This is a genomic window from Phormidium sp. CCY1219, assembly GCF_035615515.1.
Taxonomy (GTDB): Bacteria; Cyanobacteriota; Cyanobacteriia; order Cyanobacteriales; family Laspinemataceae; genus CCY1219.
Window position 1 is genome coordinate 1 of record NZ_JAJENT010000693.1, and the last position, 15,752, is coordinate 15,752.

Annotated in this window: 15 protein-coding genes; 6 read left to right on the forward strand and 9 right to left on the reverse strand. The window is 50.1% G+C overall.

Annotation, left to right across the window (positions count from 1 at the left end; all coding sequences use genetic code 11):
• The first annotated feature begins 70 nt into the window (after positions 1–70).
• Complete coding sequence (locus tag LKK83_RS20205) at positions 71–493, forward strand: pre-16S rRNA-processing nuclease YqgF (protein WP_324633117.1); 423 nt, start codon at positions 71–73, stop codon at positions 491–493.
• A 140-nt stretch (positions 494–633) separates the two neighbouring features.
• On the opposite strand, the gene LKK83_RS20210 is transcribed toward LKK83_RS20205, so the two are convergent.
• The 6 genes from LKK83_RS20210 to psbH all read right to left on the reverse strand — a co-directional run bounded on the left by LKK83_RS20210 (position 634) and on the right by psbH (position 3,167).
• Positions 634–1,110, reverse strand: coding sequence for a restriction endonuclease (locus tag LKK83_RS20210; protein WP_324633118.1), 477 nt, complete (start codon positions 1,108–1,110; stop codon positions 634–636).
• Positions 1,103–1,411 carry a hypothetical protein gene (locus LKK83_RS20215; protein WP_324633119.1) on the reverse strand — a complete coding sequence of 103 codons (309 nt, stop codon included), beginning with the start codon at positions 1,409–1,411 and terminating at the stop codon, positions 1,103–1,105. Before LKK83_RS20215 ends, LKK83_RS20210 begins: the two co-directional genes overlap by 8 nt.
• A 116-nt stretch (positions 1,412–1,527) precedes the next feature.
• On the reverse strand, positions 1,528–1,791 hold the full coding sequence (locus tag LKK83_RS20220; protein ID WP_324633120.1) for a DUF3146 family protein: 264 nt from the start codon (positions 1,789–1,791) through the stop codon (positions 1,528–1,530).
• Positions 1,788–2,420 (reverse strand): aminoacyl-tRNA hydrolase, encoded by a 633-nt coding sequence (pth, locus tag LKK83_RS20225; RefSeq protein ID WP_324633121.1) that lies wholly within the window; start codon positions 2,418–2,420, stop codon positions 1,788–1,790. The genes LKK83_RS20220 and pth overlap by 4 nt, the downstream gene beginning before the upstream one ends.
• Positions 2,421–2,585: 165 nt before the next feature.
• Positions 2,586–2,855, reverse strand: coding sequence for a TatA/E family twin arginine-targeting protein translocase (locus tag LKK83_RS20230; protein WP_324633122.1), 270 nt, complete (start codon positions 2,853–2,855; stop codon positions 2,586–2,588).
• A gap of 108 nt (positions 2,856–2,963) precedes the next feature.
• The gene (gene psbH / locus LKK83_RS20235; RefSeq protein WP_324633123.1) at positions 2,964–3,167 is read right to left on the reverse strand and encodes a photosystem II reaction center phosphoprotein PsbH; all 204 of its coding nucleotides are present in this window, start codon (positions 3,165–3,167) and stop codon (positions 2,964–2,966) included.
• A gap of 79 nt (positions 3,168–3,246) precedes the next feature.
• Between psbH and psbN the strand changes: the two genes are divergently transcribed.
• On the forward strand, positions 3,247–3,387 hold the full coding sequence (gene psbN / locus LKK83_RS20240) for a photosystem II reaction center protein PsbN (protein WP_324633124.1): 141 nt from the start codon (positions 3,247–3,249) through the stop codon (positions 3,385–3,387).
• A gap of 268 nt (positions 3,388–3,655) precedes the next feature.
• Here the strand turns inward: psbN and LKK83_RS20245 are convergent, their stop codons facing one another.
• On the reverse strand, positions 3,656–4,369 hold the full coding sequence (locus LKK83_RS20245) for a glycosyltransferase family 2 protein (RefSeq protein WP_324633125.1): 714 nt from the start codon (positions 4,367–4,369) through the stop codon (positions 3,656–3,658).
• Between the two features lie 198 nt (positions 4,370–4,567).
• On the opposite strand from LKK83_RS20245, the gene LKK83_RS20250 reads away from it, so the two are divergent.
• On the forward strand, positions 4,568–6,880 hold the full coding sequence (locus LKK83_RS20250) for an O-linked N-acetylglucosamine transferase, SPINDLY family protein (protein WP_324633126.1): 2,313 nt from the start codon (positions 4,568–4,570) through the stop codon (positions 6,878–6,880).
• An 88-nt stretch (positions 6,881–6,968) separates the two neighbouring features.
• On the opposite strand, the gene LKK83_RS20255 is transcribed toward LKK83_RS20250, so the two are convergent.
• Complete coding sequence (locus LKK83_RS20255) at positions 6,969–7,271, reverse strand: hypothetical protein (protein ID WP_324633127.1); 303 nt, start codon at positions 7,269–7,271, stop codon at positions 6,969–6,971.
• Positions 7,272–7,759: 488 nt separating this feature from the next.
• Here LKK83_RS20255 and LKK83_RS20260 point away from each other — a divergent pair, with 488 nt between their 5' ends.
• The 3 genes from LKK83_RS20260 (at position 7,760) to LKK83_RS20270 (ending at position 11,985) form a co-directional block, all read left to right on the forward strand.
• Positions 7,760–8,185 (forward strand): hypothetical protein, encoded by a 426-nt coding sequence (locus LKK83_RS20260; protein WP_324633128.1) that lies wholly within the window; start codon positions 7,760–7,762, stop codon positions 8,183–8,185.
• Entirely contained in the window at positions 8,182–9,669 is a 1,488-nt protein-coding gene (locus tag LKK83_RS20265) for a hypothetical protein (protein ID WP_324633129.1), read from the forward strand. The genes LKK83_RS20260 and LKK83_RS20265 overlap by 4 nt, the downstream gene beginning before the upstream one ends.
• Before the next feature lie 189 nt (positions 9,670–9,858).
• Positions 9,859–11,985, forward strand: a complete 2,127-nt coding sequence (locus tag LKK83_RS20270) for an O-linked N-acetylglucosamine transferase family protein (protein WP_324633130.1) — start codon at positions 9,859–9,861, stop codon at positions 11,983–11,985.
• 289 nt (positions 11,986–12,274) lie between these two features.
• Here LKK83_RS20270 and LKK83_RS20275 read toward each other — a convergent pair whose 3' ends face one another.
• Positions 12,275–15,580, reverse strand: a complete 3,306-nt coding sequence (locus LKK83_RS20275; protein ID WP_324633131.1) for a hypothetical protein — start codon at positions 15,578–15,580, stop codon at positions 12,275–12,277.
• Between the last annotated feature and the right edge of the window lie 172 nt (positions 15,581–15,752).

Sequence of the window (15,752 nt, forward strand, 5' to 3'; positions counted from 1 at the left end):
GGGGGAGAACTCCTCCCTACGCATAAATGACGAGGGTTTCCGTTCTCCCCCTTACCAACCCTAATTTCTGATGACAAATGACCAACAACCCAGTGCAATTTTAGGATTCGATCCCGGACGAATGAAATGCGGGATGGCGGTGATGGGGCAGGATGGGGGGCTATTGTGGCATGAAGTGGTGCCCTCGGAGAAGGCGATCGCGACCATTGAATCCCTGCGCGAGGAGTATGCGATCGCGGTGCTGGTGATGGGAGACCAAACCACCTCCCGGAAATGGGAAAATCACATTAATGAAGGTTTGTCAAGTGCTTTACCGATTATCCGGGTGGACGAACGCTACACCAGCTTGCAGGCGCGCGATCGCTACTGGGAAATGTACCCCCCGAAAGGTCTATCGCGCCTCATCCCCCAAGGAATGCGACAACCGCCTCGCCCGATTGATGACATTGTGGCCATTCTGTTAATCGAACGCTATTTAGGGAAAGGTTTTTAACAGATAAGCAGGTAAGAAAGGGTGCCGATTAGGCATACCCACTGAAGTATGGAACGAGTTTTTGCGCGGGAGGCGATAGAGAGGCGATTAATCGCCTCTCTATGGGGCGGGTTGACCACCATTAACGGGTAACGAGCAATCTAAGACAAATCTTCCCATACTTCTCGCGTCAGTTGACGCAACGGCGGTAAGTCCCTAACCGTCTCCTCAAAGGCTTGATTTTCTGCAAAAATATCTCGCAAACTGAGAAGATGAATTTTATATCGATCTACATCCGGAAACTCCAACAGCCGATTTCTAAATCCAGCTAAAGGCCGGTTGGATCCGGTATAGCCAACTCCAGCGAGCATCAAGCCAATATCTGCTTTAAATCGTACCAGCTTAGCGTAAAAACTATCAGCGTATTCCGCTCTCAGATTGCGGCTGTTTAACTTAGATTGAAAGTAGATGTTTAAGTCATTCCAGCGACCAGATCCATCAATTCCACCATCTGCACCTGGAGAACCGGGAATCAGTCCCAAACCAAACGCAAAACGACGCCCCAACTCTTGTTTAGTGGCTGTATCGGCAGCCACAATCCCTTTAATTAAAGCGTTAATTGCTCTGTCTCTACTCATCTGTCTGGTTCTGACTTTCTCCACTCTGACTATTGGGGATATCTTCCACCAGTTGTTTGTGGAGTAAATAAACTCCCGCAGTCACACAATCGCTCAGGTTTTCATTATTAATCGTTGAAAACAACCCCTCGATAGTTCTCAGATGCGTGATGGATAATTCAATCCAGTAGGGTTTGGGTGTTTCTTTTGGCGATTTGCCTAAATTATTGTCGTTTTTTTTGACATCTGCTATTATGTCTTGCACGGTTTTTTTAGTCTTTTGAACATAAAAAGCCAAATAACTAATTGCTAAATCACTCAAGTCTTCACGACTTAAATTTAAGACATTGCCAAGTTTAGAGATTTGTGTTTGAGCAGGTTGAGACAGTTGGATATTGTACCTCGAACGAAAAGCCGAATCATCAATGGACGATCGCTTTATAGATTAGCGCGAATAGTGAAAGAATAATCCCCCCCCGGTTCGAGTTGGTAATCCCATTTTTCCAAGAAACGACCGAGGGGTTCTTGAATTAAAGCGCGTCCCTGCGAGGGGGAGATGGCCAAATTTCCGCCTCGGAAATTCCAGCGAAAATTCCAGAGAAAATCGCCGGCACTGACTTCTCCTTCTAGGGTGCCTCGTTGCCAAGATTGTTGAGTCACGCGGACATGGGCGGTGGTTTTCGGTAGACGTTTCGCACTCACGAGTTCGTTTCGACGACACTGCGACCATTGTAGAGACTCATGGCTTTTTGAAAGCCTTCTTTGAGGCTGAGTTCTACAGCATCGCGCACCAGATAGAGAACCTCGGAGATAATGGGTTTCTCGTCGGGCGCGAATTTACCCAATACGTGGGAGACGGAATTGGCATCGGGTTTGCGATCGCCGGGTTTGCCAATCCCGATGCGTAACCGGGGAAAGTCTTGGGTGCCGAGATGGGCGATCGCGGACTTCATGCCGTTATGCCCTCCAGCGGATCCCGACAGGCGCAACCGCAGCCGCCCCACAGGCAGATCCATATCATCGTAAATTATCAGCACCGATTGCGGTGGCAATTTATACCAATCGGTGACGGCGCGAATCGCTTGTCCGGAACGATTCATATAGGTCAAGGGTTTCAGCAGTCGGATTTTTTGCCGTTTTGGGTCGAATCCTTCGCCGAATACCCCTTGAAAGCGGCGATTATCTGACAGAGAAATCTGCCAAGAATTCGAGAGCATCTCCACGGCGTCAAAACCAATATTATGCCGGGTTCGCTCGTATTTTGGTTCTGGATTTCCCAAGCCGACGATGAGCTGGGGAATGACCAAGGCGGGGGTTTCGCTGGATGTCATGGTGGGGGAGTTGAACTGTTTGGGTAAAAGCCAATCAAGTTTACACTACTGCCCAATTTCCGCCAATGACAACGCCACCGTCAAGCCGCGACCCTTGGGATGGATGGTGAAATTTCCGCCAGGGTCAACCCGAACCTGGTTTCTCGCCGCGAGCACATCCAGGGTCTAGCTTTGGTTGCTGGAAGTGGGGGTGTCTTCCTGAGAAGGAGCGCTTGCCACTTTCTCAGACGGTGGGGGTGAGTCGGATTTGGACGCTTCAAGCTGCTGGGACTCGCGCTTAAATTCGGATTCAAATTCTTTGCTGGCTTCCTGGAAGGAGCGAATCGCTTTGCCCATGCTGCGACCGACTTCTGGCAACTTTTTCGGCCCAAAGATTAATAAGGCAATGACCAAAATCACGATGATTTCTGGCAAACCCAAGCCAAAGATATTCACGCGCCAACCTCCTGCGAGTTCATAGTTATCAGTATAGAAAAAAAATCCCGGTCTAGCCGGGACTGGGCGGGTGTCTACGCACCCGCGCCACTAAAGCCTGGATTTTACTTAGCCGCCGATCGCGGTCCAATCCACGTTCACGCCCTCAATCAGCAGGGAGGAGTTGTAAATTTGCAGGATAATCACCAAAAACAGGAAAAATAGCAGTATGAAAACGCCCATCAGGGGGGTGGTTCCCCAACCGGGAGCCACTTTACCATACTCGGCATTGAGCGGTCTGAGCAGATTTCCGAGCTTCGTCTGTTGTGCCATGCGTCACCTCTTCTCTGGACGAAAAAATTAATGTTTTGTAATATTCTATAAGAATAGCACTCATAATTTACATCGAATCATGGAAAATCTCGAACCGGCTTTAGTTCTTAGTATTGGCATCGTCGCCATCCTGCTGGCGATCGTCGCTTTTTCCATCTACACCTCTTTCGGTCCGCCCTCTCGGGAGTTGGTCGATCCGTTCGACGAACACGAGGATTAAATCCCTCTCCTAGGTGTTCCTCTAGGCGTCCCTCGGGGCGCTGGTGCCTCCACCCATCTGGTTCTCAGTGTTTGTCACAATTTTTAATACTTTGCGACGACTCTGAGACCGAGGTGCAACGGAAATTTTTTCGGATTTTTGCTTGACATTATGTCAAAACTATGCTATGCAAAATCTTTCTGCGGTGGTTGCCCTGGTTCCGCCTTCCGGTAGAGAGGCGATCGCTCGCGTCTCTACCGTGCAAAATAATTGGCACCCTTGCTTAGCCCTAAGTTTGATAAAGTTTCTGGTGTTTGTAGCGCAAATAGCGGATTAATTTGCGTTGGTTTTCCGGAATTTGGCACCGACTAACCATCGATTTTGCCCTAACGCGATACTCGAATAACACTTGGGGAATGTGGTAAAATTTCCACCCCTTTTCTACAGCACTCAGCCACAAATCCCAATCTTCAAATCCTAATTTATCCGGAATATTGCCATCGTAACCGCCGCAGTCGCGCCACACTTGTTTGCGAAAAACGGCACAAGCATCGATATAATTTCCCTGCAATAATCGCTGTCTATCGAAATCTGGGACTCGCCAAATTCCCTGACGTTCTCCAAAGTATTGGGCGTCGCCATAGACGATTCCAATTTCGGGGCAGTTATGCAAAATTTCGATTCCTTTGGTAATATATTCGGGGCGGATTTTATTATCGGCATCTAGGGGTAAAATGTACTCGCCCTTAGCTGCTTCGATGCCCCGATTGCGGGCGATCGCTAATCCTTGATTGGGTTGATGGAGAATCCAATATCCCTGGGTTTGCAGATAATAGAGGACCTCGAGGGTGAGGGGTTCTGTGGAACCGTCATTGACGATCGCCATTTCGATGCCCGGATCGAGACATTCTTCCACACTGGCGATCGCCTCTAGCAGATATTCCCCTTGATTGTAACAAGGGATGACGACCGATAAGTGAATTTCACTTAAGTCACCTAACATAAGCCATTTTCGGAAGCCATTTCACCGCTTTTCTGGTTTTCCGAGAAAGGGAGAGGGCGGATAATGCGATTAAACCGAACCAGAAGCATTGCCTTTTTCAACTCTAAACCGCCACAGGTGTAAATTCCAATATTGCACCACGGCTTTCACCCATACCTCGGGTATCATAAACAGTGTACTCTAAAACTTCCCCTTGCCGTGGCAGATGCACAGTCCAAACCCCCGCCCCTATCCATCGCCGCCCTGTATGCTGCAGCGGTAGCCCTCGATCGCGCAGGAGATTGGCAAGGGGCGCAACAAAAATATCGCCAGCTTTTACACTGCGATCGCCATCATGCCGATGGGTTGCAAAATCTGGCGATGATATACTATCGCCAAGGGCAATTTGACGATGCCTTAGCACTACTAGAAGAGTGCATAGCCATTCACCCGGCTACCGCTACCGCCCATTATCGCTTGGGATTGATATGGGCAAAAGTGGGCTATTTAGATAAGGCGATCGCGGCATTCAAACGGGCAATTTCTCTCGATCCCCAGTTCCTGCGCGCCTATCATCAATTGGGCAAAACTTGGATGGAATTGGGCAATTTTGCCTTAGCGCAGAAGGCATTTCGAGATGCAATTGCGCGCGAGTGCAATCAGTTTATCAGCTATCTGTATTTAGGCAATTGTTTGCTTGCCGATCGCCGATTTGAGGAGGCGATCGCTACTTATGAAACCGCATTGCAACTCAAACCGCGCGATCCGCAGGTTATCCAGCAAATCGGCATCGCCCTGACGGCTCAAAATCGGTGCGAGTCAGCCGAATTATATTTCGGCTATGCCGCGTATCGCCAGCAAAATTACGATGCCGCGATCGCCCATTACCGCCAATTCCTCACTCATAAAATCGGCGATATTCCCCTTTATCTCGCCTTGGCAGATTGCTATCAATGCCGCGATCGCACCCTAGAGGCGATCGAAATTTACCGCGAAGCCCTCCGCCATTATCCCACCGCCCTGGAACTATATCTCTCTCTCATGCTGGCATTACAGAATGTGGGAAAAGTAGAAGCCGCAAGAGTTGTAGCAGAAGAGGGGTTACAGTGGTTGCCCGAGAATCGGATATTGCAATTAGAAAAACTGCGCCTGTTGCCGATTTTATACGATACGCCAGAACAAGTAGACTTGTATCGCGCCCGATTTGCGCGAGAACTCGATACCTTTCTCGCCGAGGTTTCCCTGGAGACAGTAGAGGCGAAACAGCAGGCATTGCGCGCCATTGGCACGAATACCAATTTTTACCTTCAGTATCAGGGCAAAAACGATTTAAGGTTACAACAACACTACGGGGAATTCGTGCATCGGGTGATGGGTGCGAATTATCCGCAGTGGGTGGAACCCTTGCCCATGCCCGAGTTAACCGGGGAGGGGAAAATCAAAATTGGCTATTTGTCGGCATGTTTTCAGTGGCACACGGTGGGGATGGTATTTTGGGGATGGTTGCAGCAGTGCGATCGCGCTTCATTTGAGATTTATGGGTACGATATCGCTACCCAGTCGGATGGGTTGACGCAACAGTTTCGCCAACAGTGCGATCGCTTTTACTCGATTCCGAACGATCTCGAAGCCCTTGCCGATCGCATTCGGGGGGATGAATTGCATATTTTGGTGTTTCTGGAAATTGGCATGTATGCGCCGATGACGCAACTTGCCGGGTTAAGATTGGCACCGATTCAATGTGCTGCTTGGGGACATCCGATAACTTCCGGTTTGCCTACGGTAGATTATTTTATCTCTAGTAACTTGATGGAACCGGAAAATGCCGCACAACACTACAGCGAAACCTTGGTTCGCTTGCCGAATATCGGCATTTGCTATAGCAAACCGACGATTCCGGAAGCGCGCCACACCCGGGCGGATTTCGGATTGCGTCAGGATGCGGTGGTTTATTTGTGCTGTCAGTCGGTGTTTAAATATTTACCGCAATTCGATGTAATTTTCCCGCAAATTGCCCGCGAAGTTCCGGAGGCGCAGTTTGTGTTTTTCGCGCAGAAAAGTACGGCGATCGCGGAACAATTTCGTCAGCGGTTGCGGCGGGCATTCGCGCAATTCGGGTTAGACAGTCAAGCGCATTGTACCATTTTGCCGCGCCAAAGTAAAGAGAAGTATTGGAATATTTTGTCTGTGGCGGATATTTTTCTGGATACCTTTGGGTTTAGCGGGTTTTTGACGGTGTTAGAAGCGGTGGCGGTGGCGTTACCGGTGGTGACTTGTGCGGGGGAATTCATGCGATCGCGTCAATCTGCCGGTATTTGTAGGCGGATTGGCGTTACGGAAACCCTTGCCGAAAATGAAGCGGATTTTGTTCGGATTGCGATTCAGTTGGGATTGGATGCCAACTGGAGAAACGCTATCCGCACTCGAATCAAGCAGCAAAATACCGTGCTTTATGATGACACCACTGCGGTGATGGCACTGGAAAAATTTTATCGGGAGGCGGTGGAGAAATGGAACTCGTCACCGGGGTAAAAAGAATGCGAAGTTGGGTGGGCGATGCCCACCCAATTTTCAATTACAAACATTGACGGAAATCGAAAAAGGGATGGTGTTAACGGTTTTACCGCAATGCATTTGCCATTTGATTGGCTACCTTTAATTGTTCCAAGCTGGGCGCTTCCATTTCGCGACGCGCCAACCGTTCTAATTCTTGGGCAACTTGGCGCATGGAATCTGCACGCTGACGCATTCTGCGAGAGATACCTTCTTCTCCCGCCGCGAGGCAATGATGGCAAACATCGGTGATATATTCTCCCGTCTCGTGATACGCTCTCGCTACCACTTCGGTGGGGATAAAGATGCTGCCACATAGGTGGCAATAGCATTTTTCTTCAAAGTCGTTGGTTTCAATATAGATTTTCATTTTGATTGATGCTCTTTCTCCAACTGTGCATTTGGACGTTACCTCAAGGACAGACTGAGGTAAAATTCGTCTCTTTTTCAGTTTTAACATTTTTTTTAGATAAATTGTAGTCAAAATTACTGATTTTTGCGATCGGGCTTTTACATTTGGCGACAATCGAGGCAAATCCACTTTTTTTATGCAATGAAATTGAAAAGTTTATTGTCTGATTTTACAGTAAAAAGTTATAGGTAAATCGTTAAAAAAAATAGTGACTATTTTTTAAAAAAAATTTAGAAATTACAAATTGCAAATTCAAGATTTTCCCTGGGTTGAGAATGGATCCACAAGAGGGAACTGGGGTTGATGGATCCCAGTGTGCCCCTTCCCGGGGAAGGTGAGGGGGTGAAAATGCGGTAAAACAGCTTGGGGGGAGGGGATTTTTGGGGCGATCGCGCAAATAACGCGCCATAATAGGGATAACACTCGCCAGAAACAGGGGATTCCAGATGCAAGAACCGATTCAAGTGCTGGTTAACTTTGCCCAAATGCTGACTGCTAAACCGCCGTTTTTTTCTGCAGCAGAGGTGCAAGATTTGCCAGAATTAAAAGACAAGCTAATTTTCCTCGCCCCCACGGAAGTCAATCGCGCGGCGGAAGAAATTCACCAGTGGTGCGATCGCCATCCCCAGGCGATAGAAGACTACCATAACTTCACTGCCCAATTAAATCGCCTGGATGACACCCCAGCAAACAAACCCTCTGCTGAAGATGGTACCCAATCGAGATTGATAAAGTTTGCCATCCAATGCATCCAAAATACCGTTTTAATTCAACCGCAAATTAAAACCTTTGGTGCGCCTCCCCGGAAAAAGCCTATACTGGATTATATCATTAACTCAATTGACAAAAAAATGATGGAACTTTCGCAATGAATCTACCGAAAATTTACGCTCCTAACCTTCATTTATTTGCCTTTCACCGTCGCAACCCGCTGCACAGAGATTCCAGCGCCAATCCGGTGGAGGGCGCTCAACAGTTATGGGAAAAATGGGGCAATATTTTACAAACCTACGGCTACGATAAACCCTTGGATTTGTGGGGATACTACCCGCCAAAAGGGGAAACTGCCTACGATCCCACAGAAGAACCGGCTGGTAGCATCGTAAATTTGTACAAAAATGGGATTTTGGATTTTAAAGGAGTAGTAGAAGTAGAGGGAGAACCGACTAAATTTACTGGGATTGCTTGCCCGCGCCGGATGTACGATAGCTATGCCCTTGCCCTTAACATTCGTCGCCCGGATAAAGAAGGCGATCGCCCCACGGAACCAGTTTCCATCGCCATTTATCGAGAATTTAATTCCCAGGGAATTTTACTGCCCGATTTTGTCGCAAGTTCTCTGGGGCAAACCCTATTAATTACTGCTGACTTAACCCCAGAACAAAAACAATTTTCCTCGGAAGGCTTAAAACAACTGGCCCATCAGTGCCTCGAGCAATTTATTCCCGATGCCGATAAGCGCCCGGAATTCAATCGCAAGGGGAGAATGTTTGGCAGCCAAATTTTTGAATTTGGCAAGTTCAATCATTTAGAAACCGCTTCCTCTTCTCCCAATATTTTGGTTTTGTTTTTCCGGGAGGAGGCGATGAGACGAAAGTTCGAGACCTCTTATTGGGATATAATAGAATTATGGTACTACCGAAATCAAGTGATTTCCAGCTTTATCAAAAGTCGCTCGATTTATCAAGTCAGCTATGAAACCTACCAAGAAATCTCCCAACAAGTCGGGCAGGTTAACGAACAGTTCCTCCAGTTACCGGAAAGCCGAAATTTCAGCCAACGGAGTTGGGAAGGGTTGAAAAGCAAGCTAAAAATTATGCCCAGTTTGGGGTTGGAATATGCCCGCTTGCAACGAGATTTAGAACTGCAACTTAACCGGATTACCATTTTGGGCAAAAAATACGATGCCACTCTGGAGAAAATCCAGGAAAAACAGAGCTTAGATGTTTTGTATTTAAAACCAGTGGATTTGAGTTTTTTAAAGTGCTTTACCCAGGAAGATGCGCCGGATTTCAAAGAACGCATCAAAGCGGATTTAGATTATTTGATGCATGGAAATGGGTTGGTGGAACAGGCGATTGCAGCAATTCGCGGTATGGTAGAAGTGGAAAAAGCCGCACGCGATCGCATCCGCGAAACCAAACTAGAAGCGATGGCGGCGGGTATAGGTACGGCGGTAGTGGTGGCGTCGAGTTCGATTTTGCTAGAAGAAAATCCGATTCCATTTCCTTATTCTGACAGTACCACTCCGCGCATGCATCCCTTCTTTACGGCTATCCTTCTCAGCGCGATCGCCGGCATTCTCGTCTTCGGTTTTTCCGTCACCATTCTCACCTGGATTCGTCGCCATAAATAGCGCATCGCAATGGAATTCATTTCAGATAGCGCACAGGTTTCCATCGCCAAGCGCCCAGGTGGATGGGCTACCATGCAGAGGGTGAGGAATCGGGGAATATCGCCACTCAAACATTCTCGAACCCCTTGACAATTGCCACAAAACACCTCACCCTAAATTTAATAACCCTCGCCGATTTTCCCCTTTACCATGCCCGATCTAGAGTTCCTCTACCAACAAGCGATCGCCTTGCAAGCGCAAGGGAGATATGCTGACGCCCAACAGCACTATCAACTTATTTTGCAGCACAATCCCCGCCATCAAAAGGCTTATGTGCAATTGTCTCATCTGCTGTTCCAAACTGGGAAAATATCCGAAGCGGAAGCGATTTGTCGTCAGGCAATTGCCCAGAATATTCACCATCCGGCTGTCTATCAAATTTTCGGCAAAATTTACCGCCAGCAGCGCCAATTTGAGGCGGCAATTTCTATTTACAGCCAAGCGCTTTCCTCCCAGCCCAATCATCCGGGGTTGTTGCAAGAATTGGGCTTGACATATCGGGAACAATCGGATATAATGGCGATGCAAGCAGCATTTTACCTGGGATGTGCTGCCTATCGCGATCGCAATTATGACGAAGCGATCGCTCAATTGCAAAACTTCCTCAATTCTGCTTCGACAAAAGATGTTGCCGCCGAAACGATTCGGAATGCTGCTATCAAGTTAGCCGACTGCTTCGAACGAGTCAATCGCTACGATGATGCCATCCAAACCTATAAAACCTGTCTCGAAGTTTCTCCTACCCCAGAACTATTTGAAAATGCGATTGCCCTGTTGCGAAAAATCGGACGCATGGAAGCGGCGATCGCCTTAGGGAGAGAAGCGAGTGAAAAATTTCCCAAAAACCTCAACTTGCACTCGGCAAAATATTGGGTTCCGATTCTCTACGACAATTCATCGCAAATCGAATCCTATCGTCGCCGATTCAGCCAGGGATTGTCCGAGTTACTGGAAACTGCCGCAAATTTAGGGCTAAAAAATCCGCAATCGGTGTTAGACTGGCTGACGAGTCATACGAATTTTTACCTGCAATATCAAGGCTATAACGATATTAGCATCCAAAAGCAATACGGTCAATTTATCCATGAATTTTTCTGTCAATTTTATCCCCAGTGGACCGAACCCTTGCCCATGCCCTCGGTAAGGGAAGGGGAAAAAATTCGAGTCGGGTATATTTCCGCTTGTTTTTGGAGTCATACGGTAGGGAAATTATTCTGCGGATGGGTGAAACATCACGATCGCGATCGCTTTGAAGTGTCCTGTTATAGCATTTCGGACTATTTCGATAATTGGTCCGAAGAATATCGGCAACATAGCGATAAATTTTATCGATTTCAGCTAACGGGGGATGCGGAAACCAACCTGAAAACCGTGGCGGAAAAAATTCGCAGCGATCGCCTGCATGTTTTAGTGTATTTAGACATAGGAATGCATGCTTTTCTCTCAGCGTTGGGCGGGTTGCGCCTCGCGCCGGTGCAATGTTTAACTTGGGGACATCCGGTAACTTCGGGATTGCCCACGATGGACTATTTTCTTTCCAGTCAACTGATGGAACCGCTAGATGCGATCGCCCATTATTCGGAACGATTGGTGTTGTTACCCAATCTGAGTATTTGCTATCCCCAACCGCAATTTGGTTCGCCCACCACTTCCCGGGCGGCGTTTCAGTTGCGAGAATCGGCGGTGGTGTATTTATCCTGTCAATCCCTGTTTAAATATTTGCCGCAGTACGACTATATTTTTGCTGAAATTGCCCGCCAAGTACCGGAAGCGCAATTTGCATTTATATCGCGCTTAACCCCACCGATAACGGAGAAATTCCGCGATCGCTTGCAACGGGCATTTGCCAACGTCGGGTTAGATAGCGATCGCTACTGCGTGATTTTACCGGAACAAGATGCCGAAAATTACGGCAATTTGAATTTATTGTCCGATATATTTCTCGATACCTTCGGGTGGTCCGGGGGGAAAACCACCTTAGAGGCGATCGCCTGCGATTTACCCATTGTGACTTCTCCCGGCAAATTCATGCGATCGCGCCATGCCTATGCCATGTTACACCGCCTGCAAATCCAGGAAACCATCGCCAAAACCGAACGAGATTATATCCACATTGCGGTAAAATTAGGCTTAAATCCGGCATGGCGCAGGCAGATTGTGGAGAAAATCAAACAGCGGCGGGCGCGCTTATACGATGACCGACCCTGCGTTGTCGCCCTGGAGTCCTTTTATCGCCATATAGCAACCCACCCCCAGCATTCTCTTCCCACCCCGTAGGGTGCGTCACGCCCCGCACTCCAGGCGTTCCGCTTGTATAAAATTCCGGGCGTCACGCACCGAACCTATAATGGCCGTCATCCAAATGTGAGAATTTGACGCATACTATCGCTAGCGACCCGCCCCCAGCACTCTGTTCCCACCCCGTAGGGTGCGTGACGCCCCGCACCCCATGCGTTCCGCTTGTATAAAATTTCGGGCGTCACGCACCGAACCTATAATAGCGGATGCCCCTTTAAGTGAGATGTTGAGACATAATATCTCCCCGGTAGTAGTAGCACAAAGTTTCTCACTGAGTTTGCGGCCAGGGAATCATCGGGTCTTGGGAGAGACGGTTGGAGACTTCCTGCGCGCCATAGCGGTTCAGGTGACTCGGGTCAGAAAAGCGATCGTTTTGGGTCGGCCACAGTTGACTGAGATCGCGGAAGCTCAAGCCCGGATGTTCCATCGAGATGCCGAGCATGTATTGTTGGAATTGCCGTTCGTAATCCTGGCGAACCGGGTCGAGGTACTCCTGAGTCAGAGGCATATTCACAAACACAATCGGAATCTGGCGATCGCCGGTAAATTGCAGCAAATTTTTCAATGCGGCACTTTGTATTCCCGCCAGTTGGAAGGATTCGTAATCCGCATCGTAACTGCCGGAAACCCGGGCGTGTTTTTCATAATAGGTATTGGGATTGAACCGCACCGACAGCGGTAAGAAGCCATTGAGCAGGGTAGAGGGAGAATCGTTAGGATTCCCACTGGTGAGAAGCGTGGTGGCATCAGACAGAGCCGCCATACTTTCCTCTGGGTAAGTATCTGCAGTTTGTGCCGCGACTTCCGGAGACTCGATCGCGGTGGGAGTTTCCGTGGGGGAATCCAGGCGTTGTGCCACCGGAACCAAAAGCTGATGGCGCAGAAAGCCTTTCAAATTATCGCGGCGATCGTAACTTGCCGAAACCGAAGCGAGACCTTCTTCGAGCCAATCATTGAGTTGCTCGTAGCTGTCGCGCAGGGAAATGCCATCTTTAGCCGTTTGGGCTAAGGTGTCGGTGAGAGACGCCAGGGAATTGCTCTCCTCGGTTTCTGGGGCTGCAGAATTGGGAAGTAGGGGGCGAATCCCTTGGGAGAGAGTTTGGTAGCCTTCCGATCGCGCGATCGCCTCAAACGTGCGGTCTTCGCGTCCGCTATTAAACGCCCGCGCCCCATCGGCCCATAAAATTAACTTCGGCAATTGCTCCGGGGGAAGCAGTTGGCGGACCACGAAATCCACCACCTGAGCCGTTGCGCCATTAATCCCGAAATTGAAGACTTTCAACCCCGGATAGCGATCGGCGAGAGCTTCTTGCAGAGTCATCGGTGCCACGCCGCGCAGGGCGCGAGAACTGCCCACAATCAGCACGTCAGGGGCACCATTCGCGCTCACGTAGCGCAGGTACAGACGCAATTGCTCGTCTAACTGAACGCTATTAAACGAGGGATAGTCGAAACCGGGCAGGATAGACTCGAGCCGACTGGGAGATCGGTCCGGTTTCGGTGCGGTAAAGCTAGAGCCATCGAAGGCGCTTTCATCCACATCCTCAGCACCTTCCAGGGAGATATCCGGCATTTCTGCCTCCGGGGCGGGGGATTCCGGGGTTATCGGTGGTGGGGAGGCGGAGGAATCGTCGGCGATCGCCACTTCTGTGGGAGTAGCGGGGGGTTCAGAAATCAGCGGGTGATAGCCGAGGAGCCTATCCAGGTTCACCGTCAGCAACAGGCCCAACGTGCCCCAGATTAAGGCCACCGTGGTGCTGCTGGCGGGGTTTTTGCGGAAAGATTTAGTGGAGATAAATAAACCCGTTGCCGTCAGCAGGCGCGTCACCCAACCGGCGGAGGGTTTTGCCTGTTGTTCGGCGGGTTTGATTTGCTTGGTCAGACAAGCTTGTAATTCTTCTTCGACTTCCTCCGCCGATTCGAGTTCCACCCGGTGCGCTTCGTCGAGCAATTCTTGGTGCTGCTGGGTTTGCGCCAGGGGAAATTCTTCATTGGCTGTTTTGTCCGGGGTGGGTTCCGTCGGTTCCGGTTCCGGGGAATCCGCCGTGGTGGGCGGTTCGTCCAAGGCGGCACCATAGCGCCAACTGGGCTGTTTTTGACCCGCGCGACGTCCGTAAAGCCGAACCCCGATAATTTTTTCCAGCTTCAACTGACGCAGGAAGTCTACCAGAAGGGGTGTTACCTCTGGTTGTTTCGGGCAGGTGGGGGCGTCGAGCATCAGGTGCAAGACTTGCTGTTTGCAGCGCAGGGAAACGTGAATGCCCCCAGTGGTGAGTTTGGTATCCAGGTCCGGGTTGAGTTGGCGCTCGAGCAGGAATTTGAGGGCCTCGGGGTTGCCTTCGCGCGCTAGAGTTTTGGCGTCCGGGGAGAGGGCGGGATCCCGGGCGGCGGGCAAATCCACCCAATCCACCCAGAGGGGGGGCGCGTCAGCGGTAGCGGTTTCCTGCTTGGCGTCGCGACAGCCATAAATTGTAGCCGCGTGCAGACCTTGGGGGGCGAGGGATTTTAGCAATGGCGCGATCGCGGCGATCGCGGGAAGTTTGTCTAAGCGGCGATCGCTGTCCTCGTCGGAGTTGGAGGGGGACAGAGCGCAGAATAAATGCAAAGTGGAGTCTTTTTGCACCCCGCGTAGGGTAAAACCTTCCGAGGCGAGGGAGCGATCGAGCCATTGGGTGAGGGCTTCCACGTCTCCCCATTTGGCCCACTGCGCCAGCATTTTTGTGGGTGGGGTCAGCTCCGCGCGCAGGAGCCAATCGGGCTTGCTTGCGCCGCGCACCCGTCCGATAATTACTGCATCGCGAAAGCCCTCTAAGTGGAGTTCGCGCAATCCTCGGCACAGGGGATTGGCGATCGCCGCGCGATCGGGGGTTTCGCTTCCCTGACAAAAGACCCACAGACGTCGCAAGGCGGATTTTTCCGAGTTGGACGCGGTTTCCGACGTGGGGGTGGCATTGAGGGGTTTGACTAGGACTGCTAAGCGGATGTTGTCGAAGCTGAGCGTTTCGTTGAGATAGCGGGTAATGCCTTTCGCCAGCAAGGTTTCCGCCTCCGGGTTCCCCACCGACGCCCGACTTTGCGCCGCCAGCATCATCCGCGTATCTGCGAGGGAATCGTTGCTGGTTTTTTCCGCGATCGCTTCCCTGGGGGAGGTGCTGGGTTTCGATTCGGATAAGGATGCCGGTTCGGGCGCGCTGGCGTCGGATTGCTCCTGCTGTGCGTCCTCCTCCGAGAGTTTTTCTCCCAAGGTTGCGGGAGAATCTGGGTTTTGCGGATCCAGGCGCACGCTCCAGGCGGGCCGCTTTTGGCCGAGTTCGCGACCGTAGAGTACCAGTTCGTAGATATGAGGATGCTCTGTGGGTAACAGCCCGTTAATATCGCTGTTTTTCAGGGCGATCGCCATTTTTTCCACCGCGATCGCCATCTGCGGTGTCTGTTCGCTTTCGCACAGAACGTGCAAGTTATTCCCGCGCAAGCGCACATGCACCATTAATTCTGGAATGTCTAAGGCGTTCGATGCCCACTGCTTAATTGTTGCCCCTGTGGTTGTCTGCACCAGCCCATCTGTTTTTACCATAGCCGGTCAATCCCCTGCTCCTCGTTTGACGCGCTACCTATAGCTTATCTCGGTTAAATTTTGGCATAGTTGAGGTGAAGCATTTGACTACTCCCCGCTCTAAAGAGACGGGGATTCCCCGGAGGGATTTTAGAACTTCCGAAAAACGGACTCTTAGGCGAAGTCAAGTACG